This window comes from Methanothermobacter thermautotrophicus str. Delta H, from assembly GCF_000008645.1.
GTDB classification, from domain to species: domain Archaea; phylum Methanobacteriota; class Methanobacteria; order Methanobacteriales; family Methanothermobacteraceae; genus Methanothermobacter; species Methanothermobacter thermautotrophicus.
On sequence record NC_000916.1, the window covers coordinates 256,201 to 276,921 of the forward strand.

Below are 20,721 nucleotides of genomic sequence, written 5' to 3' on the forward strand. Positions count from 1 at the left end.
GTGACATCGGGGGTAGCCTGGTGGCCTACTGTGGGCCAGACTCTTCATCGGGAGGCTCAGGAGGTACGCTGTCTGATACCTCCTCATGGGCAGCTGGTGGGTTATCTTTCTGTTCCGGCTGCGGCACTGATCATCCCTACATTCTTTATTGTTTCTTCGTGGTCTCTCTGGGCGCACTGAATAACTGCTCTGAGTAGATTAATCTGAATCATTTCAGTGAGGAGACTGGAGAGGTCCAGAGTTTTAGAGATCTCAGTCATATGATAGAATTGGAGAATTTATGAGTCGATCCTTCGCTCAGGAGTACCCGACGCGAAAATCAGGGATATCCATGAAAGATAAGAATCCAGAAGATCAGATGTTGTTGAAAGATCCGTTAAGAATCCTAGAGTGATGCCCACGTTGCATAATCCCATTAAATGGCCTGTTGGTTCACTCTATTTTATGTGAGGCTTCTGCCTGTGAATTCTTCGAGCCTGTCTTAAAGCACAGTAAGCCATGAGATACTGAATGTATTTTAAGATGAGGACTGGTAAGCTCTCCCGGGCACTTGAAGACTATGCCTGTAAACTTTATCAAATCATTCTCAATATAGATTTCGGGCGCTGGCGGTTACTAGACTGGCAATAATCTCTTTATCATACATATCCAAATTTAATTCAAAAAATAAAAAATTAAACAGACTCTTTCCTGATTTTTGGCGGAAGTGAACTCCTATCAGCTTAATAAGGGATACTCTGTAGAGATTCAACAACACAGAGCATATAAATATTATAAGTTATATAATTCGTTGTAGCAGAAAAGACCGCAGGAGCAGGTGATTTTTTTGTGGCTATGTACAAATTAGAACTCCCCATATCAATTGAAAGAGAAGGAAACTGGTTCATTGCAATCTGCGAGCCATTTAATGTGGTCAGTCGAGGTAAAAGTGAGGAAAGTGCAGTAGAAAATCTTAAAGAGGCCCTTGAGTTATTTTTAAATGATGAGGATGTTCTGAGACAATATTCTACCAAGATCAAGAAATTCGTGGTGCCAAAAAAGGAGCAGTATGTGAGTGTTGAAATACATGACTGGGAGGATACCGCCCCTATCAGGAGTGGAAGTCTGTAAAGCTCTCCAGAAGGATGGTTTCAAGAATGCAGGTGGAAAAGGAAGTCACAGGAAACTTAAAAAAGTAGATAAAGAGGTCCGGTTGTTATTGTCCCACTTCATGACGAAATTGCACCAAAGACTCTGAATTCTATTCTTAAACGGGCAAAGATAACACGTGAAAGATTTCTGGAGCTTCTAAAATAACGGCTCTGTAGAAATCATATTTGCGGTTTTCACCTGCCCCTGAGATGATGTTTGTGTTCATTTTTCTTGCCGTTGAATGTCCCCTACATACTCCACTGTTTATATTTTCCGGTTTATTGGGTATCCCTTGAATCGTGTTTAGGGCTTCATTGAAGACTGAGCAAGTATATTATCCAGGTGTCCACGAGCAGTTGTGTAACTTTTCCCACTATGGCTTTATAAGCGCAGACTTACTGGTCCTTTTCCATAAATGGTGATCCACTGGACCTCCATGCAGTAAATGCACCGTCCCAGCAGTTCACCCATATCCGATGCATCTGAGAATTTCCTGGTAGTATGAGAATCATAAAGCCAGATCACTGAAGACATTAAACTAATGATGTGAATTCACGGTAACTCATGCCTCAGATGGCTCTTCAAGCATAACAGATCTATGTTCAGTGCGCTCCTAGATTTGACATGATATGTGAAAATTAGGCTGATAATCTCATTAATTTACCGTCCCATCTCATCTGGAAATAGGTCTTATCCTCTAATTTTGTTCCGGGTGTGAAATAATATTGTGGTTTTGATATGGTTGCTCCTGGCCCTGAACCTCCCCTCCGGGTTTCAGGGTCAAAGTAGCCTCTCCCTGCTAATAGTTCAAGGTCCCCCATGAAATTCAGGTTTTTATCATATTTTAAGTGGCTGATTAAGAACTCACTGGATACCGTAACGCTGTCTTCGACTTTCACTTCAAATGGGGGATCTATTTTGTTAACTCCATCAAGGAGTACGTGCCCGAAGCCGTATTTTGACTCTCCCCCCAGAATGAGCTCCTGGATGATATTGAAGTTATCGATAAAGATTCCGGCATCGACATCCACTTCCCTGTTATTTATTTTTGCATCTTCTTTGATCCAGATCCATCCTGTGACTTTAACGTCTTCTGGGGTCTCGGTTTTGTCGCACGATTTGTTATTTATGAATTCAATCTCGTGAAGGCTCTGATCCTTTGCGGTTGAAAAACCGGGCTCAATGGCTGTGGATATCTGACTGCCTATAAATCTATGTTCAAATTCTGCTCTGGTTATCTTAATATCATGACCGTATTTAATCCCTTCATCTGTGTAGGATGGAGAATAGATCGTCTTTCCATCATAGATATAGAAATATGAGAATACAAAATTATTCATGATGTCTTTACCGGTATTCTTATAATGATGGGCAGCAGGTTTTTTGAAGAGATTTTCTGCTGTCCTTTTTGTCACAGCACCCCACAGGTTCCTTCCGGGAATATAATATCTTGTGGGTGAAACCACCGAGCTCTTAGATGGTAGATAGCCAATATGGAGTGGGGTTTTTAACTTAAACACAACATTGATCGTTCTCCACATCCCTCATTCCCCTGCCTTTGCATGATACAGAGAATAAATCAAGGTGCGTTCAATGAGTCTCTTCATGAACAGTAATTTGTAGATATCCCGGGCAACATCTCTTAGTCTTTCACAGAACTCTTTGAAACTGTCGGGAAAACTGGATGAATCCTCCAAGAGGCACTCTCTTATTTCTGGCCTGTTTAACATATCAGTGAGTTCTTTCCTTACCCTCTTCTTTTCTTTGTCCTCTAACCAGAGAAACATTGCATAAACTCCATCTTCCTGCAAAACTCCAAGGGCTTTCCTAAGATGGTTTGCAAGATTTCTGTCGCTTTTTACAGCTATTTTCTGCGCGCACTGCATGCATATATAGTCAAGGTTTAACATCAGTTCCCACCTGTTCATCTTCAGAATGTTCTGCAGCTAATTCAAGCCTGCCGAATCCCCTTGTAACCATTCCACCTATCCCGAGATATTTAAGGTATGGTGAGACAGCATTTAATACTTCCTTTCTCTTTTCATCTTTCTCAGTGGCAATTTCAAATCCAAAGATGGTCCCCCTGGGTATCGCCTCATAAGTGAACAATGCCCCTTCCACTGCCGTTCCGGTTTCGGGATCTATCCGTACGGATGTTCTCACTTCAAGATTATCATTTACAATCGGAGAGAATAAATTTTCAGGTACTATGACAGCCCTTTTTATCCATTCATTTATCTCATCTGGTAAATCAACATCTTCCTTTTTTTCTGAGTTCACTTCGAAAAGTAACCAGCCAAGATTCAATCTTCCGTTCAGCTCCCCTCTGATCGCATAGACCTTATTTTCATCTTCATAGCTTATTTTTTCGTCTTTTACACACCAGTAGTTAAAAAGTTGTTCTGTTGTGATCCATACTGTGCCCCTGACTGAGGAGACAGGGAAGAATAATATCTGTCCATCATAGAATCGTAGAACGCCTTTTTTGTTTTCATCGCCAAAGATAGATTTAGCCTTTTCTTCTGCACGTTTTCTCTTTTCTTCAGCACTTTTATCTCCGAACTCATTCTCCGCCAGGTATGCTGTGTAGAACTCTCTTGTAACTCCTGCAATCGAGGTTCCAGGTATTTTTGGAATATCCGTCGATGGTTCCCTTACAATTGTGTTATCTGCTCTTCCCAGTCTGTAACCACCTGCCCCTATATGGACGGGGTCAAGGGCTCTTGCATATACTTTCTCAGGCTCTAAAGATCTATTCATCTTTCAGGCACCCCGTAACATGAGTGAAGAGATTGATGGTATCAAGTAAAAGCATGTTAATTGAGGAGGATATGAGGAAGAATCTGTTTTCTTCTCTTAATCCATCCCATTTATGTCCAAATGCATCCTTTAATGTTGTTTCTGCGAATATTCTGAATGTATTTTCCTTATTCGCATCTTTAACGTTTTTCCATTCCCTTAATTTTGAGGTGAGCGCCTTTTCAATGAAATTTATTTGAGAATTAGAAAGGTTGCTGGATAATAAATCCCATAATTCAAGTATTTGTGGGATCTGATGGAAGTAAAGGGGTCTTCCTGAAAACAATCTGTGATCCTCATGACCTCTCTTTTTACCCTCATAGCATATGTTGTACCTGTCGGTCGTTGCTGAGAGCAGTTCAAAGTCAAAATAGCCAGGGTAGAGGTAGAAAATTTTACCTCTGGATAGTCGTGATAGATCATCGAGGGTGTATTTTTCTCCATTCGCTGGTTTTATTGGATAAAAATTGTAATGTTCATCCAGCCTCTCTACACTCCACCAAGGATCCATAGGTGTCTGTTTTTTGAATTCTTCATCTTTGAGCATTCTTTTCTCTGCTTCGAGGAGAATGTAAAGTGGGAACTTTCTTTTCGCCACGAGAAGTTTAAGATTCAATGGCAGTTTTCCCAGCACCTTTTCGAATCTTTTATTGTATAACTCTGCTATCATTTCTATGATTTTCACTGAATCCAGAGCAGGGACTATGAATCGAAGAGATAGGGGGGATCTGTTTATTTCAATTAACGGGTAATATTTTTCGAAATAAAGATTGTCCTCAGTTTTTATTGTTTTTCCGACCTCTATCAGGTTTTTTTCTGGTTCATCCTCTGGGGCCAGATGTTTAATACCCTGTTTTAGTGCTTCTTTAACTGCTTCTTCTCCGACTTTATTCTTGAACTTGAACTTTCCAAGGGATTCTATGGTGTAAAATTCTCCGTTTCTGTCGTGAAAAACAAGAAGTGTTTCCGGATCTAACCCGCTTATCTTAATGATCAGGGAACCTTTTTCCAGCTCCTTGATATTCTTGTACTCTTCCTTTAATCGGCCTTTTAATTCATGGGTATCTATGGAAAATCCTATCCTTTTCCAGCGGTAAGCGTAAATGTCAGTTATCTTGTTAATTAGCAGGTCAAAGAATTCCTCTGTTTCTTTCCAGATCCTGTATAATCGAGCAGGAGACGGGTTCTGGGTGAAAAGATAAGTGGCAAGGTTCTCTTTGTTCAGATCGGCTCCTATATTCTCTCTTATATTCTGAAGATGGTTTTTAAATTCTTTTTTAAGGTCTTTTTTATTTCTTAGACCTATCTCTTCTTCGAAGAAAGTATCTAATAATTTAGCTGCTTTCTCCTCATTTGAATCTTCATTTTCCAATATATAATTTAGTATCTTATAAACATGATCCTTGATGGCTTCAATTGGACCATTTAGAACACTATTTGCATTTTTCTTTACATTTTTCTTTTCCCACTTCTTGCTGTGTTTCCAGTCCTTGTAGGTCTGTGAATAGATGGTTCCGACCATTGTCCCGTCAAACCATTTATCAAGGTCAAAGTTTAATGCAATTAAAGCAATCCTGTTGTTTTTATCTGCCACCTCATCTATCCAGATAGTGTTTTCTTTTTTGTTACTCCAGTTTGCCAATCTTCCCCGTATTCTTTCACTGCAAATCTCACATCTCTCTTTCTCAATAGGTTTTGCCCTTAACCTGCAAAGGGGGCAAATATCTTCTCCTTCCTGGGGGATTGGCATCTCTGGATTATCAGCTATTATCTTTTTTTGTTTTTTATCGATAAAAAGTGCGGGGGTTATTTTCGGGTAAACACGTCTGGAGGATGCGAATTTAAGTTCACTGGCAAGTACTGTAAGCGTCTTTGAGGGTTTGCTCAAAGTGAAAAAAGGCCACAATTCATTTTCACTCTCCTCTAAAAAAATCTTCAAAGCTTCTTTCGCACATTGATTTGCGAGTTCTTCCGCCCGGTCAAACTCCGGGAAGGTGAAACAAATCCCATTTATATCTTCATAGATTGAATTTCCAACGGGAATCTCATCCTCAAACTTTCCTTTTAGTTTTTCTTTTATTCTCTCAATGATTTCCTTTCTTGCTTTAATTTCTGCAATTTTCCTCCCTTTGTTTATGAATTCTATTCCATTCCAGAATATTCCGAATATCCTCAGTTCTGGATCTTTTATATCTGCTCCGCAAAGATTTGCTACCAGAATAGACTTAAACCGGGATGCAGTTGAATATGAATGATCCCATAGAGTGACATCATTGGATGGAATTCTTGTCTCTCCAAGACCATGAGAAAAAAACACCTGGGCTTCTTTCATTAGCATCCTTCTAAAAAGGCTTAAATTCACAACTCCAGAGATGTAATATTTAAAAAGTCTTACAAGGATTGTCTGCAGATCATCAAACTCTTTCTGGAGACAATTCAGATGGATTTTTTCTTTAGGGTAACCAAATGGTGATGATATAACAGTATCCGTTATGGACTGTTTTCTCCTTACAATACCCTTGTCATCCGCGGAATCTTTACGATCACATCCTTGTAAAACGTTATTTCTATGATGTTCGCTGATAATGTTGTATATTCTTATTGGCTCAACATTAATCTCCAGGTCCTCAAATGCTTTTAGAGCTGATATCAGTTCTGTTTTCAAAAAATCATCAATATTTGCATGAAAGAATCTAGGGGGCATCTTCTCTATAGAGTTGGTCCCGATAAAATTTGGATGGAGTTTGCCGATGTCATGGAGCAGGGCTCCTATTTCTCCTAGCAATACTTCTTTTCTTCTTTTTCTGATATTTTTAATGTTGCTCATACCCATAACCATCCAAAATCTCTGATAGCTCATGCAAGTTTGAGAAATTCTTAGAGACACCTCCTCTCATCCACAACTTTCCTTCCAGTTGCTTTTCTATTACCCCGAATCCAGATGTTCTTTTTGCCGAAAACCCGTAGGTATAGAACATTAATTTTAAAGCTTCCGCGATAAGTTTCAGATCCTCTTTAATCTCATCTCCAAAATTTTCGTTTCCTAGATAAGGGACGTAGAGAAGGTAGAAATCTCCTTTGGTGCCGGGTTTCATAACCTCAAGAGGTATTGGCCCCCTCGCCGGAGTCCGGGTCTCTCTTTTTAATGGTGTTATTACATCATTTTCTGCACCTTCTTTGAAAAAGGTAGGGAAAAAATAAAGTCTGCCTTTTATCATGTCCTCGCTATCAGGATTTGAACCAAAAAGTCTTATGATAATGGAATTTTTGGGGCCCATTAATTTTGTGGCTGCGAATCTAAGGTTCCCCTTCCATGTGGATGGTCTCACCATGCAGAGACCTGTGAACTGGTCCCTCACAATGAGGTTTTCTGAAAATTTTGATTCACCTCTACTCGTGTAGGGTTTCTTAAGAGTGAACTGGAATCCGATGAGAACTGAGTTCATGGGAAGATAATTCAGATCATCGGGGGAGGGATAAAATGTTTTGAAGTCATCTTTATGATCACCAGCCACAGCATCCATAATCTTTCTTTTTGGTTCTTCGATTCCACCCTCTTTTTCATGAAGATAGAAGTCATATACCCCATCTAAATTCAAATAAGCCCCCCTAAAACTTCTTCTCCAGTCTTTGCTTCTTCACCTGCACATTCACAGAGTCTGGGATATTCATCTTCATTTGCATAGGCAAAAAGTCGACTTCCTGGTGGATCTTTGTTGAAGTAACGCTTACCCCTATTACTGGACCCCTTCAGGAAGCGGCAATCATTTTTGAGCCTCTTTACGAGCTGGAAGTTTGGGTTTTTAATAAAAATGAATCTTTTTAAATTGGGGTTATCAACGTGGGGACCCTCCCTTCGGAGGTAACCCTGCAGCATTGATTTCTCAAGTGTGAAATCACGAAGGTCATTTTCTTTTATCTTTATGATACCGTACTTCCTATGGGCAAGTTTGCCTCCGATGGCACCGTAATTTTCTATTATACTTAATGTTTTATTGAGGAGGGCTAACTCCACATCTTCCATTCTTCTAAGTTCAGTGATCTGTACTTTGAGGGTCTTATCTGATTCTTCACGGGATCGGAATATGAACTTTCTGGACCAGCCACTGCATCCGAATAGTTCACAGGCATCGCAGTGTAACCTTTCTTCACATGGTGGACCCTGTGAAGGATCGCAGGCAGTCCCTCCGACACCCCTGATAAGTGCTTCATACCACCATCTGAGACTTCCTATGAGTCCAGTATCTCTTATAACTTCTGATCTTCTTTCAGGGCCCCCTGTGAATATCTCATTTAAAATCTGGAGTTCAATATTGAATGTTCTGGGTCCTCCCATGGAACACCCCCTCATTATTATTTATTCACATGTATTTAAGATTTTTCCTGTGAAATGTATTGCAGTGACATCAATTTCAGAGCATTTATTAGCCGGTGGAATGAAAGAACTGGTCACCAGAAGCTGGAGCCACATCATGATATCAGTGATATGTGTCTACAATGATTAATAGATTCTTCTGAGGAATCTCAGGAAATCATCTGATGAATATGAGCTCATTCTCCTGGATAACACGGGGGGCAGGTTCAGATCAGCGGCTGAGGCTCTCAATCATGGTGCGGTGATGGCATCGGGTGATGTTTTTATATTCACCCACCAGGACGTTGAGGTTTCACCGGAGGAACTCCGCCAGATGGAGTCCTATTCAGAATCTAATGAGGAGCTGGGGGTGGCCGGCGCTGCCGGTGTTTCCGCCCCATTCAGGGTGTTCTCAAACATGAAACATGGGGATCCGCCGGTGAATGTGGGGAGGAGGATAAATGGACCCGTTAAAGTCCAGACCGTGGATGAGTGCCTCTTCATGATCCCTGCTGATGTTTTCAGGAGATACAGATTTGATGAGGAGACATGCACCGGATGGCACCTTTACGCTGTTGATTACTGCCTCACGGTGCTTGCGAAAGGGTATGATGTCTGTGCCATACCTGTAAGTGCGTACCATGGATCACCTGGTTATTCCATCTCGGAAGATTACTATAGCACCATGGAACTCATAATCAGGAAACACCGTACCCCAATCATCTGCACATCCCTTGGATTCTACACACCATATCTACCAATGGCAATTCAAAGGGGTTTCAGGGAGTTCCTTATAAGAAGATCCATAAAAAGGTAAAATTTTGGGATTATATCCTTTCGGGTTTGAGTCCCTTCCTCTTAAGGTAACTGTTCCATCTCAGTGCAATACTCCTGTAGTAGCTGTCACCGGTCGCCTTCCACAGACTGTTTGCAAGCTGCACATGGAGCCTGTGGTAGCCCTCACTTGCCAGCCAGGCCGGCCTGTAGGACCCCCCATCCACGGCATAGTAGGTCCAGCGGCCACTGTCGAACCTCCGGTGCATTGCCCTGAAGGTTGAAACACCCTCCCTGAAGAGCATGAGGGCCCTGGTGTTCCCGGTATAGGTGTATGCCCTGTGGAGTCCCAGGGTACATATGAGGTGGGCGTTCAGTATGTAGTGCTGCCTCATGAAGTTGTAGTGCAGGTAGAAGTTTCCGTACTTCGTTGATTTAACAAGGCCTGCTGGTGCCCTGAAACTGTTTATGAGGGCATCTGAGATTTTAAGGTATTCAGGGTCACCTGTGAGTCTGTATGCCCTGGCGTAGTGGCCGGCCAGGTTTCCCTGGGCGAAGCTGTCAAGCCACCCTGCCCCGGAACCACAGTAGTCAAAGTACATGGGGAAGACAGCGTACTTCATACCCCTGTAGGTCCTGAAGCTCACCATCAGTTTCTGCTCATCAAGGATCTCCAGGAACATGCTATCATTGCTTGCACCTGCAAGGTTTGATGTGAGTACAGGGTAGATGTTCCACCCCTTGTATTTGTAGTAACTGAAGGGGAGGCTGCTCATGTACTCTGATGGGAAGTTCCTGTAGTATGATGACCTGTTCCCGAATACGATGGCGACGTAACTCTTTGATGGTGACAGGCTGCGTGAGAAGTAGGCGTTGTTTGCCTGTATCGTCTTTATCTCGATGATCTTCTCATCACTCCTGAGGGGCCTCTTTGCCTTGATCCTCTGGAATACACCCACAGCGTAGCCGGCATCGATGTAGGCGACATAGTAGCGCCTGTCACCGGTACGCCTGTACATGGAGTAGAGGCTGCTACGGATCTCCCGGTTCTTCCTGAGGGCATCTTCCAGGAGTTTGCTGTAATTGTCGAGGTAGTATGACCTGTTGAGGTGGTTCTCAAGGGTCACCGATGCATTCTGGCTGCTGCTGTTCTCCAGGAGCTGCGTGCTGTTTACCTCCTGGGGGTCATCCGCATATGCCGGTGATATGAGTACGGCTGCAAGGACAGCTAGTAGAAATATATTCCTCATAAGATAGTATATTTTCAGCAATGCTTAAGTATGTTCACATTCCCTGTTAATGAGATACATGAAAATCTCTACGTATATTAACAGTACCTGAAGCTGAACATTTATTACATATTGATGAGGTTTTTATGTAGGATAAATATTTAAGAGAGGTTCATTTAACTGTTAAAAGTAGAATGTCATGTGTTCAGAGATTTATCATGATTATGTGTGAGGTGTTCTCATTAAGGATGTGACCTTTCTGATTCCAGCATATAATGAGGAAAAATCAATAGGGCCCCTTATTGACAGGATAAAAATGCTTTGTCCTGACTCAGAGATCATCGTGGTTGATAATAATTCCTCTGACAGGACCTCTGAGATTGCTACTTCCCGTGGCGTGAGGGTCATCTTTGAGGGAAAGCAGGGAAAGGCCAATGCCATGGTTGCAGCCTTCAGGAATACCCGTACTGAATACGCGGTTATGATGGACGCGGATTTAACATATCTACCCGATGACTCCAGGGTCCTTGTTGAGGTCCTCAAAGCCGAAGGTGCGGATGTCGTCCTTGGATCCAGATTAAATGGTGAAAAGGAGGATGGTGCGATATCCCGCATAAACACTGTCGGGAATCATATACTGAGTTTCACAGCATCCATCCTCTACAGCCCTGTGAGTGATGTGTGCACCGGGCACTGGGCCTTCAATAGGAGAGCAATACGTCACATTCTTGAGGAGGGTCTCAATTATTCGGGTTTTGAACTTGAGGCTGAGATGTTCTCAAAACTTGCCAGGGCAGGTCTCAAGATAGTTGAGGTCCCCATAACCTACAGGAAGAGGTCTGATGAACCCAAACTCTCATCATTCACTGATGGCTTCAAGATATTCAGGACACTTGTACTTGAGAGGTTGAGGTAGGGATTAAAATAGCATCATTTATAAAGGTATAAACTACAGGAAAGCACCTAAGATTCAAATTAGCCAATAGATTTCAAGAGAGCCTCTGAAAAACCTTAAGATCATAATTACCTTCTCAAATGTGGAGAGGAGGTCAAAACCCCTCCTTCAGATGGCTGGAGACACGTAGAGTACATGTTGAAGAGGAAGATCTGATGAGAATAGCATTTGTTTATGATGGTGCCTATCCATGGATCAAGGGCGGTGTGGAAAAGAGGGTCTATGAGATTGGAAGAAGGCTCGCTGAGAGGGGACATGATGTCCACTGGTACTGTGTGGGGTGGTGGCTGCCAGATAATGGGGAAAGAACCATTGAGATTGATGGTATAAAATACCATGCAGTCTGTGAACCACTTGAAATATATGTGAATGGCAGAAGATCAATAAAGGCAGCCATCAAATTTTCCATAAGTCTAACAAGACCTCTTTTAAGGGAGAAATTTGATATCATAGACTGTCAGCAGTTTCCATATTTTTCATGTTTTTCTGCAAAATTGGCTTCATTAGTTAATAAATCCTCCCTCATCATAACAGTTCTGGAGTACTGGGGGGACTACTGGTATGAGTATCTTGGCAAGGTTGGGATTTTTGGTAAAATCGTAGAGAGGTTGACTTTCAATTTAACATCAGATTACATAACTATATCCTCCCATGTTAGGAACTATCTGAGCTTTTGTAAGGATTCCATACACATTGTGCCTGATGGAGTTCCCTTCAATAAAATAAGAAAAATTAAACCTTCTTCTGAGAAAGCAAATTTGATCTTTGTTGGACGTCTAATTAAGCACAAAAACGTGGATGTGCTCTTAAAGGCACTTCATTTACTCAGAGACGACGGATTTAAGCTAACGTGTATTATAATTGGTGATGGTCCTGAAAAGGAAAACCTGATGAAAATCACGAGAGATCTTGGTCTTGAAGCCCAGGTCAAGTTCATGGGTAGAGTTCCCTCTGATGATGAAGTATATAAGTATATGAAATCTTGTAATATCTTTGTTTTTCCATCTTCAAGAGAAGGGGCTGGTTTGGTCACCTTAGAAGCAAATGCCGCTGGATTACCTGTGATAACAACTAACCATAAACTTAATGCTAGCCGAGAACTTATCAACGGAAAAAATGGTGTTCTATTTAATCTAGATCCTCATGATCTGAAGGAAAAGATAATTTTAATAATGAATGAACATGAAAAATTAAGAAAAGACTGTATAAAATTCGCAGAGAGTTATAGCTGGGATAAAATTGCTGATTTAACTGAAAATGTTTATTTAGAGGTTTTAAAATGAAGAGTGCTTTGATTACAGGAATAACTGGTCAGGATGGGGCTTATCTGGCAAAATTTCTCTTGGAAAAGGGCTATGAGGTTTATGGAATTTACAGAAGGCTTTCAACTCCTAATTTCTGGAGACTTCAGTACCTTGAAATATTTGATAGAATTAATCTCGTACCCGCAGATCTGACTGATGAGTTCTCACTTCTAGAATCACTTAAAATATCTGATGCAGATGAAGTATACCATCTTGCTGCACAGAGCTTTGTTGGAACATCATTCGAACAGCCTACGAGTACAGCACATGTTACCGGTGTTGCTGTTACAAGCATGCTTGAAGCAATAAGACATTATAATCCCCATATAAGATTCTATCAAGCCTCAAGCAGTGAGATATATGGGGATGGTCACACCACAATCCTTAATGAAAACTCTCCATTTAAGCCATCGAGTCCCTATGCAGCTGCAAAACTTTATGGGTACTGGATGACCAGAATCTACAGAGAAGGATACGACATTTTTGCTTGTAATGGAATACTCTTTAACCATGAAAGTCCGCTACGTGGCCTTGAGTTTGTCACAAGGAAAATTTCGAATACCGCTGCAAAAATAGCCCTTGGACTTGAAGATGAGCTCCTTCTCGGAAATCTTGATGCGAAGAGGGACTGGGGTTATGCACCTGATTATGTTGAGGCTATGCACATGATGCTCCAGCACAAAGAGCCTGATGACTTCGTAATAGCTACAGCAGAGACTCATACTGTTAGGGAGTTCTGTGAAAAAAGTTTCGAGGAACTTGGTCTCGACTGGCAGGATTATGTTAAAGTGGACAAGAGATTTTTCAGACCTCTTGATGTTAATTATCTCTGTGGTGATTACTCAAAGGCCAGAGAAAACCTTGGTTGGCAACCTAAAACCAAATTTGAAGAACTTGTGAAGATCATGGTTAGAGAGGATCTTGAAAGATGGGAAAGGTGGCAGAACGGAGAAAAATTCCCCTGGGACGCGTCAAATTATCCTGATGAAACAAAATTGATAACGAGGGCACTGAGATCATGATACCTATTCTAGAACCATCTATTGGAAATGAAGAGTTAGAAAATGTCCTGGAAGCTCTAAAGAGCGGATGGATAAGTTCGAGGGGAGAATTTATAACTAAATTCGAGGAAAAATTTGCAAGATATCATGGCATGGGCTTTGGGATAAGCACATCAAATGGGACAACAGCACTTCACCTTGCCCTTAAATCAGTTGGGATAAAAAAAGGAGATGAGGTTATTGTACCATCTTTAACCTTTGCAGCCACAGCAAATGCAGTCATATACTGTAATGCAAAACCTGTACTTGTAGATTCACATCCTGATTACTGGTGCATTGATCCATCAAGGATTGAGGAAAAAATAAATAAGAACACACGTGCGATAATACCTGTCCATCTTTATGGTCATCCATGTGATATGGGCTGGATTGGGGATATTGCCGATGAACATGGATTGATTATTATAGAGGATGCTGCGGAGGCCCACGGAGCAGAATACAGAGGGAAAAAGATCGGCACCTTCGGGGACGTGTCTTGTTTTTCATTTTATGGTAACAAAATAATAACCACTGGTGAAGGTGGAATGTGTCTTACTAATGATGAGGAGCTTGCTGAGAGAATGGCAGTGTTAAGGGATCATGGTATGAGACCGGAAAAGAGATACTGGCACGAGGAGGTTGGATTCAATTATAGGATGACTAATTTACAGGCTGCGGTGGGTGTTGCTCAATTAGAAAAAATTGATGGTTTTATTAATAGAAAACGGGAAATAGCTGAGATATACAATAGAGGTCTTGCTGAATTACATGAAAATGAAGAATTAATGTTGCACCCAGAGATGTTATGGGCCAGATCTGTATACTGGGTTTATTCGATTGTCCTTAAAAAAAGGAAGAACATGGATTTAATAAGGTACCTTAATTCTTGTGGGGTGGATACAAGACCATTTTTTTATCCTCTTAATTTAATGCCTCCCTATAAAGATGATTCCAGCTATCCTGTGGCAGAAAACCTCTCTTATGGTGGTCTGAGTCTTCCATCAAGTGTTGAAATTGGAGATGAAGCCATAGAATACGTTGTTGATAGAGTAAGGGAGTTTTTTGAATGAAAATAGCGTTTTTTCATCATACCATGGTCAGAGGTAGTGGAATAGATACTGTGATATGGGAACTTGCAAAAAGACTGAAAAAAGATCATGATGTGAGTATCTTCACATTTTTCAATGAATATGACAACCCCATTGTTAACACTATCTCTATTCCATTCCATGAAAACCGTCTTGTTAATGCAGTTTTTGCACCAATCATACCTAGTTCTTATAGCTTCAGAAAAAAGGTTAAGGATTTTGATGTTGTAAACGTTCACCATTTCCCTGCCAACTTTTTTCCATTCTTTCCTACCAATATGGATACTCTCAATATCGTGACAGAATGGAGCGGTCCTCCTATGTGTTTACTTGAAAACATGAATTTCAATGAAAGATTATACATGAAATTAGCCCGCTTCATGAATAAATATGCTGCAAATCGTGCCGATGGGTTGTTAGCGCCATGTAGTTTTGTTAAACAATGGATAATGGATAACTATGGTCTTAATTCCCATAAGATGTATCTGGATGGAATAAACTTTGATTATTTTGATTACAGAAATGAGTATAATAAACCTGATTTTGGAGGTCCTACCATACTTTACGTGGGGCGTATTGCACCAAACAAAAATATTGATCTTTTAATAGAATCCTTTGAAATCGTGAAAAAGGAATTTGATGATTCTAAACTTGTTATCGTGGGTCGCAAAACATTCCCTGCTTATTATCGGAAGCTTAAAAAAGTTATAAAAAACAAAAATCTCCAGGAGGATGTTATATTCACAGGAGAAGTTCCCTGGGGAGAATTACCAGATTATTATGCATCATGTGACGTTTATGCTACATGTTCATCGTGGGAGGGATTCCTCAGGGCCGAGGCTTTTGCAATGAAGAAACCCATGGTAGCATTTGATACGGGTGCAAATAGAGATACCATAAAGGACGGTATAAATGGATTTCTGGTTGAAAATGGAGATTATGTATCATTTGCAGAAGCTATAATAAAATTAATCGAGGATCCTACTTTAAATAAGCATATGGGTAATGAAGGATATAGATGGGCACGTAAACATCTAGATTTTGATGTAATCTGCCAAAATTTCTCTAAATATCTTGAGGAGGAGATTTCTTGCAGATAAGGATGGTTAAAATGTCTGATGTATGGTCTCTTACTAACTTTTACATGTCTCTAAAAGAAAACGAAAGAATCTTATTCCACCCATTCCCTTTTAGATACCCTCTAGTTTTTTTGATAATATTATACTTTGCTTTTTCAAATTTTTTGTATGAATACCTCGATTTAATAAATAATAAGCTTTCTGTAATATCATTGGTAGCGGAGCATGAGGGATCGATTCAGGGGTTTGTGTTTATATCAAATATTAAAGAACGGAAGGTTGCTAAAAATTTTGGTATAGTTGTGGGGAGACGTTGGCGAGGTCGGGGAATTGGAAGGAACCTTGCTGATGCTATGATTGATATCTGTAAAAAAGAAGGAATTAATGAGATACATTTAACTGTGATGGCCAAAAACAAATCTGCAATCTCATTATATAAAAAATTAGGATTTGAGGTTACCGAATATCATGAAAAAAGAGAAAGATGGGGAGGTAAATTCTATCCTGATTATAGTATGGTTTTCTGGGGCTGATCCTATGGTAAATTCCGATTTAGACATCTATGCTGATGAAGCGTTTTTTGATAAGAAATGGATTTATATAGGAGCCTTGTTTGTTCCTCTCCATAAAAAGGCAGAACTCTTAAATGAACTTTTAAATTGCAGGTGTATAAAAAGAAATTCGTGGAATGAAAATTCGTGTTTAGATCCCTGTGGATTTCATGAAAAAAATAACACAGAAATACATTATAAAGACGTGAGAGCTAACAACAAATTCACAATAGCTCAAAATTGGCTCAAATTTTTACTTGAAACCAATAATAAAAAGGATAGGGGTCTTGTGTATTTTAACATATTAGGATTGGATCTCTCTAAAATTGATTATAACTTATTTGATGCTAAAAACAGAAAGATGAGTATTTATAATAGATTTTTCAGGACAGTTTTGCTGGGGGGTATAAAATATTTTTTTGGAGAGGATACCGTCATAGATCATATTTTCCATGATAAGGGACAACAGCAGTATTACGACCTATTTTCATGGCAACCCGCAGAAAGAATAACAAGGGAAAACAGGATAAGAATTAATAACAAAACAATAATTTTTATAGATTCAGATCATCGCAGGGAAAGCTCCTATAAGAAGGAGTCTCATTTCATCCAATTCTTAGATATTATCATGGGAAGTATATGCCGCTGTTTTCACCCACCCGAGAATAAAAATAAATTGCAACTTGGAGAAACCATAAAGCCCCTACTTGAGAGGCTCACTGATAACCCAAAGAATAGGAATAGCAGTTATCACTATTACAGAAAACAACAGATTCAGTTTTTCCCAAAAAATAAGTTAAAGGATGAGGCAGTAGAAACAAGACTATTTAATGAAGCTCTGTTTCCTGAAAGGAGCAATAATTTTTATACTGAGAGAAGGATCATTATATAACTCTTGATCAATCAAAACTTGATTTCTGGGTGAATCCATGAAAATATGTCTTTTTAGCAGTCTTTACCCCCCACTCGCATTTTGAGGGGCTACAGGAGTTGCTCAGATTGAGGCCGAGCACCTAGTAAAAAGAGGACATGAGGTTTTCGTAATAACTACAAGTCCAAATGAACACTATCGTGAGGAATATATGAATGGGGTTAAAATTTACAGATTACCTCCCAATAATTTATATGCCTTTTACGACAACTTCAAAAACCAGAATAATCATAAAATCCCTTCAAAAGTTATGTGGCACATCATAGACACATTCAATTTAAGATTAAAAAATAAAATTAGGACAATTCTCCTTGATGAAAAACCGGACTTAGTCCATGTTCATAACTTCGGAGGTCTCTCCACCCTCCTTTTTAATGAAATAAAGAATAATGGGTTGCCTGTCGTTTTCACAGCACATGATTACAGTGTTATATGTCCAAAGGCTAACTTGCTTCGATCTGATAACAGCATATGTGAAGAAGGGTCATTAATATGTTTGGGTTACGCTAAAATTAAGAAATTCTTATTGGGTGGCGCTGTTGATGTCGTAATTTCACCTTCCCAGTTTTTAATCAACAAATTAAGAGAAAATAACATTTTCAATGAAACGGAGATGATTAAATTACCTAACCCGATAGAGTTAGGCGAAACATCACCCTCTTCTAAACCTTATCATAAGAAACTGATGCTTCTCTATGTGGGAGAATTGAGTAAACACAAAGGTCTTCATATTCTTATTGAAGCCCTTAAAAGGATTGATGATGAGAACATATGTGTGGATATATATGGAAGAGGGGTCCACGAGGATTACTTTAAAAGTATATCAAAGGATCTGAATGTTTTTTTTAGAGGATATGCAAACGGATTTGAGGAATTGAAAAAGGCATATCAAAATGCCAATGTCACTGTGGTGCCTTCAATATGCTATGAGGTCTTTGGCATGATTATATTGGAAAGTTTCATGAATTCAACGCCAGTAATTGCAAGCAGGATAGGTGGTATCCCTGAAGTTGTGAGGGACGGATATAACGGTTTCCTCTTTAAACCGGGAAGTGTTAATGGACTCAGGAGGATTCTTGAAAGAATTTCAGAGCACCCATCCATACTTAAAGAACTTGAAAGGAATGCATATAAATCTTCGCAGGGGTACAGCATCGAGGATCACGTGAAGAAACTTGAGGAGATCTACAGGGGATTGTTATGAGAAAGGACATACTCTACATGCTACTTTTACTTTTGATCACGGACCTATCAATCATTGCAGATATTCCTGTTTTAAGGCAGTCATTACCCTTCATATTCTTTACAATTATTCCAGGATATCTTCTGCTTGGTATTCTGAAGTTCAAGGTTGAACTGATCGATGGCTCCGTTATTGCAGCAGCTCTCAGCATATTCCTCATGATGATGACTGGACTCATCATAAACAGTTTTTATCCTCTAATAATGAGGCCACTTTCACTCCTACCCATACTTTCAGCCATTAATCTGCTCATCATTGCATTGATGGTGATTTATCATTTGAGGGGTGAAGAACCGTTAAACCTTAAAGCTTCAGGTAACCTCTCCACGGCACTTTCATCCCTCCTTTTTCCTGTTTTAACGGTTATTGGATCATACCTTATGAATAAATACTCTGTTAACACAGTTCTATTACTTGTTTTGCTGTTTATACCAGTTTACATAATCCTTTTAGAAGTTTTCAAGAAAAAGATCGGACCAGCAACATATCCAGTAGCTATATTCAGCATCTCCCTATCCCTTCTTATCATGAATGGTCTGCCATCAAATTATCTCATTGGTAGGGACATACACTGGGAGTTCTATTTATTCAGAAAGGCTCTTATGGCTCATCACTGGGACATGCACGTTGGATCCTATAATGCATACAATGCCTGTCTCTCTGTCACCGTTCTACCGGTAATCTACAAGGTGCTCCTTAACGTCCCAGAGGTTTACATCTTCAAGTTCTATTATGGATTTATAGGCGCCCTCATGCCACTCCCGGTTTACCTGATATCAGAGAGGATACTCAAAAGGAGTGATTATGGATTCTATGCCACTCTTCTTTTCATTTTCCAGTTCTCGTTCATTTACATACTTGGGTGGTGCAGACAGCTTGTAGCCCTCCTTTTCTTCGCTGCAGCCGTCATGGTCCTTACGGGGGATATGAGGCGATCCCATAAGAAACTCCTGTTCGTGGTTTTCATGGTGGGGACTGTTCTATCACACTACACGACGGCCTATGTCTTCTTTTTCCTCGTGGCACTCATACCCATCCTGGTCAGGGTCATGAAAAGACTTAAGGTCCCGGATGATTCCAGGGGCTTCTTCGCAGCATCCCTTGCAGTTCTGTTCTTTGTGGTTGTATTCGCATGGTATGCCCAGGCCACAGGAGCCCCATTTAAATCAGCAGTCTCATTCTTCACAAAGACCTTGAGGAGCATGTCTGAATTCTTCAGCGCTGATATGAGGAACAACTCTGAACTTGCGGTTGTGGGGATAGGCATCTCAAATTTCCCAAACCTTCTGAGCACCCTTGTCCATGATACAGTCTTTGCACTGATCGGTGCCGGTGCGCTTGCAGTTATTTTTAAGGAGGAGTACCGTCAGGGGAGGGAATACCTTGCAGCTGTCATTCTCTGTATGGGAATTCTTGTAGCATTCATTGCCCTTCCCTTTGTCTCAAAGGGTTATGGGGGGCCCCGGCTCTTCACACAGTTACTTGTGATACTGGCTCCCCTGTTTATTACTGGTATTGATGCGTTGACTGGTTTCATAGGAAGGGTGAGGTGGAGGATCCCATCAATCATTGTACTCCTTATCCTGCTCTTCTCATGCACAACCTATCTTAACTATCATTTCGCAGGGATACCCTACTCCTATGCCTATGATGATGGTGGTGAGAGACGCTATGAGACATTCATCTATGATAATGAAGTTACCGGTGCTCTATGGCTTAGCAACCATTACAATGAAACTTCAGTGATACACGGCGACAAAATGATATACTCAAGGATAATATACGGTTTCAGTACTTATCCTAGGGTAGATAGGGAATTCTTCAATGGGACAGATACAGAAACTGGCGGTTACGTATATCTGACACACTTCAATTTATATCAACGTCTCGTATTTCTGGATTATCCCTTAGCACCTCCCCGCGTTGTTAATGGGGCTCTTAAGTTGGATAATGTTGAATCGATTAATAATTACAAGGATCTGATTGTTAATATGAGCACAATTTATGATAACGGAGGATCAAGGGTTTTAATAGTCGCATGATTTTTTGTATCTGGTAAAATCGGGCTTTGTAAAAATATAAGTGATTTTCTTTTGTTTTATTTTTGGCTTGGCTAAGGTTAGGGAGCAGTAGAATTCTTTAGGAACAAATACTGAGGATTCCTCATGTGAACTTCCATTCTACATTTAGATTAGGATTCGAAAGGAGATTATATAAACTTCAAAAAGTAATGTATCGATGAT

The 20,721-nt window shown here is 40.3% G+C and carries 19 protein-coding genes; 12 read left to right on the forward strand and 7 right to left on the reverse strand.

Annotated elements, in window-relative coordinates; translation table 11 throughout:
- The first annotated feature begins 834 nt into the window (after positions 1 to 834).
- Positions 835 to 1,110, forward strand: a complete 276-nt coding sequence (locus MTH_RS01470; RefSeq protein WP_238374223.1) for a type II toxin-antitoxin system HicB family antitoxin — start codon at positions 835 to 837, stop codon at positions 1,108 to 1,110.
- Complete coding sequence (locus MTH_RS10255; RefSeq protein WP_394295912.1) at positions 1,067 to 1,237, forward strand: type II toxin-antitoxin system HicA family toxin; 171 nt, start codon at positions 1,067 to 1,069, stop codon at positions 1,235 to 1,237. Before MTH_RS01470 ends, MTH_RS10255 begins: the two co-directional genes overlap by 44 nt.
- A 532-nt stretch (positions 1,238 to 1,769) precedes the next feature.
- Here MTH_RS10255 and MTH_RS01475 read toward each other — a convergent pair.
- The 6 genes from MTH_RS01475 to cmr1 are packed head-to-tail and all read right to left on the reverse strand — an operon-like array spanning position 1,770 to position 8,266.
- Positions 1,770 to 2,672, reverse strand: a complete 903-nt coding sequence (locus MTH_RS01475) for a hypothetical protein (RefSeq protein ID WP_010875962.1) — start codon at positions 2,670 to 2,672, stop codon at positions 1,770 to 1,772.
- 3 nt (positions 2,673 to 2,675) lie between these two features.
- Positions 2,676 to 3,041 carry a hypothetical protein gene (locus MTH_RS01480; RefSeq protein WP_202943319.1) on the reverse strand — a complete coding sequence of 122 codons (366 nt, stop codon included), beginning with the start codon at positions 3,039 to 3,041 and terminating at the stop codon, positions 2,676 to 2,678.
- The gene (cmr4, locus tag MTH_RS01485) at positions 3,028 to 3,891 is read right to left on the reverse strand and encodes a type III-B CRISPR module RAMP protein Cmr4 (RefSeq protein WP_010875964.1); all 864 of its coding nucleotides are present in this window, start codon (positions 3,889 to 3,891) and stop codon (positions 3,028 to 3,030) included. Before cmr4 ends, MTH_RS01480 begins: the two co-directional genes overlap by 14 nt.
- Positions 3,884 to 6,757, reverse strand: a complete 2,874-nt coding sequence (locus MTH_RS01490) for a CRISPR-associated protein Csx11 (RefSeq protein WP_010875965.1) — start codon at positions 6,755 to 6,757, stop codon at positions 3,884 to 3,886. The genes cmr4 and MTH_RS01490 overlap by 8 nt, the downstream gene beginning before the upstream one ends.
- Positions 6,744 to 7,529 carry an RAMP superfamily CRISPR-associated protein gene (locus MTH_RS01495; protein WP_010875966.1) on the reverse strand — a complete coding sequence of 262 codons (786 nt, stop codon included), beginning with the start codon at positions 7,527 to 7,529 and terminating at the stop codon, positions 6,744 to 6,746. Before MTH_RS01495 ends, MTH_RS01490 begins: the two co-directional genes overlap by 14 nt.
- Entirely contained in the window at positions 7,526 to 8,266 is a 741-nt protein-coding gene (gene cmr1 / locus MTH_RS01500; RefSeq protein ID WP_048060794.1) for a type III-B CRISPR module RAMP protein Cmr1, read from the reverse strand. The genes MTH_RS01495 and cmr1 overlap by 4 nt, the downstream gene beginning before the upstream one ends.
- 217 nt (positions 8,267 to 8,483) lie before the next feature.
- Here cmr1 and MTH_RS01505 point away from each other — a divergent pair, with 217 nt between their 5' ends.
- Positions 8,484 to 9,101: a glycosyltransferase family A protein gene (locus MTH_RS01505; RefSeq protein ID WP_269889826.1), complete on the forward strand. Its 618-nt coding sequence runs from the start codon at positions 8,484 to 8,486 to the stop codon at positions 9,099 to 9,101.
- Between the two features lie 10 nt (positions 9,102 to 9,111).
- On the opposite strand, the gene MTH_RS01510 is transcribed toward MTH_RS01505, so the two are convergent.
- Complete coding sequence (locus tag MTH_RS01510; RefSeq protein WP_143485725.1) at positions 9,112 to 10,308, reverse strand: D-glucuronyl C5-epimerase family protein; 1,197 nt, start codon at positions 10,306 to 10,308, stop codon at positions 9,112 to 9,114.
- 229 nt (positions 10,309 to 10,537) lie between these two features.
- Here MTH_RS01510 and MTH_RS01515 point away from each other — a divergent pair, with 229 nt between their 5' ends.
- The 9 genes from MTH_RS01515 (at position 10,538) to MTH_RS01555 (ending at position 20,520) form a co-directional block, all read left to right on the forward strand.
- Positions 10,538 to 11,203 carry a glycosyltransferase family 2 protein gene (locus MTH_RS01515; protein WP_010875970.1) on the forward strand — a complete coding sequence of 222 codons (666 nt, stop codon included), beginning with the start codon at positions 10,538 to 10,540 and terminating at the stop codon, positions 11,201 to 11,203.
- A 194-nt stretch (positions 11,204 to 11,397) separates the two neighbouring features.
- Positions 11,398 to 12,525: a glycosyltransferase family 4 protein gene (locus tag MTH_RS01520; RefSeq protein ID WP_048060795.1), complete on the forward strand. Its 1,128-nt coding sequence runs from the start codon at positions 11,398 to 11,400 to the stop codon at positions 12,523 to 12,525.
- Positions 12,522 to 13,568 (forward strand): GDP-mannose 4,6-dehydratase, encoded by a 1,047-nt coding sequence (locus MTH_RS01525; protein WP_010875972.1) that lies wholly within the window; start codon positions 12,522 to 12,524, stop codon positions 13,566 to 13,568. Before MTH_RS01520 ends, MTH_RS01525 begins: the two co-directional genes overlap by 4 nt.
- Complete coding sequence (locus tag MTH_RS01530; protein ID WP_010875973.1) at positions 13,565 to 14,656, forward strand: DegT/DnrJ/EryC1/StrS family aminotransferase; 1,092 nt, start codon at positions 13,565 to 13,567, stop codon at positions 14,654 to 14,656. The genes MTH_RS01525 and MTH_RS01530 overlap by 4 nt, the downstream gene beginning before the upstream one ends.
- Positions 14,653 to 15,774 carry a glycosyltransferase family 4 protein gene (locus tag MTH_RS01535; RefSeq protein WP_010875974.1) on the forward strand — a complete coding sequence of 374 codons (1,122 nt, stop codon included), beginning with the start codon at positions 14,653 to 14,655 and terminating at the stop codon, positions 15,772 to 15,774. The genes MTH_RS01530 and MTH_RS01535 overlap by 4 nt, the downstream gene beginning before the upstream one ends.
- Positions 15,765 to 16,286, forward strand: coding sequence for a GNAT family N-acetyltransferase (locus MTH_RS09275; protein WP_010875975.1), 522 nt, complete (start codon positions 15,765 to 15,767; stop codon positions 16,284 to 16,286). Before MTH_RS01535 ends, MTH_RS09275 begins: the two co-directional genes overlap by 10 nt.
- Entirely contained in the window at positions 16,222 to 17,196 is a 975-nt protein-coding gene (locus MTH_RS01545; RefSeq protein ID WP_143485727.1) for a hypothetical protein, read from the forward strand. The genes MTH_RS09275 and MTH_RS01545 overlap by 65 nt, the downstream gene beginning before the upstream one ends.
- Before the next feature lie 106 nt (positions 17,197 to 17,302).
- Entirely contained in the window at positions 17,303 to 18,439 is a 1,137-nt protein-coding gene (locus tag MTH_RS01550; protein WP_269889827.1) for a glycosyltransferase family 4 protein, read from the forward strand.
- Positions 18,440 to 19,005: 566 nt separating this feature from the next.
- Positions 19,006 to 20,520 carry a DUF6541 family protein gene (locus MTH_RS01555; protein ID WP_158296318.1) on the forward strand — a complete coding sequence of 505 codons (1,515 nt, stop codon included), beginning with the start codon at positions 19,006 to 19,008 and terminating at the stop codon, positions 20,518 to 20,520.
- Positions 20,521 to 20,721: the final 201 nt, after the last annotated feature.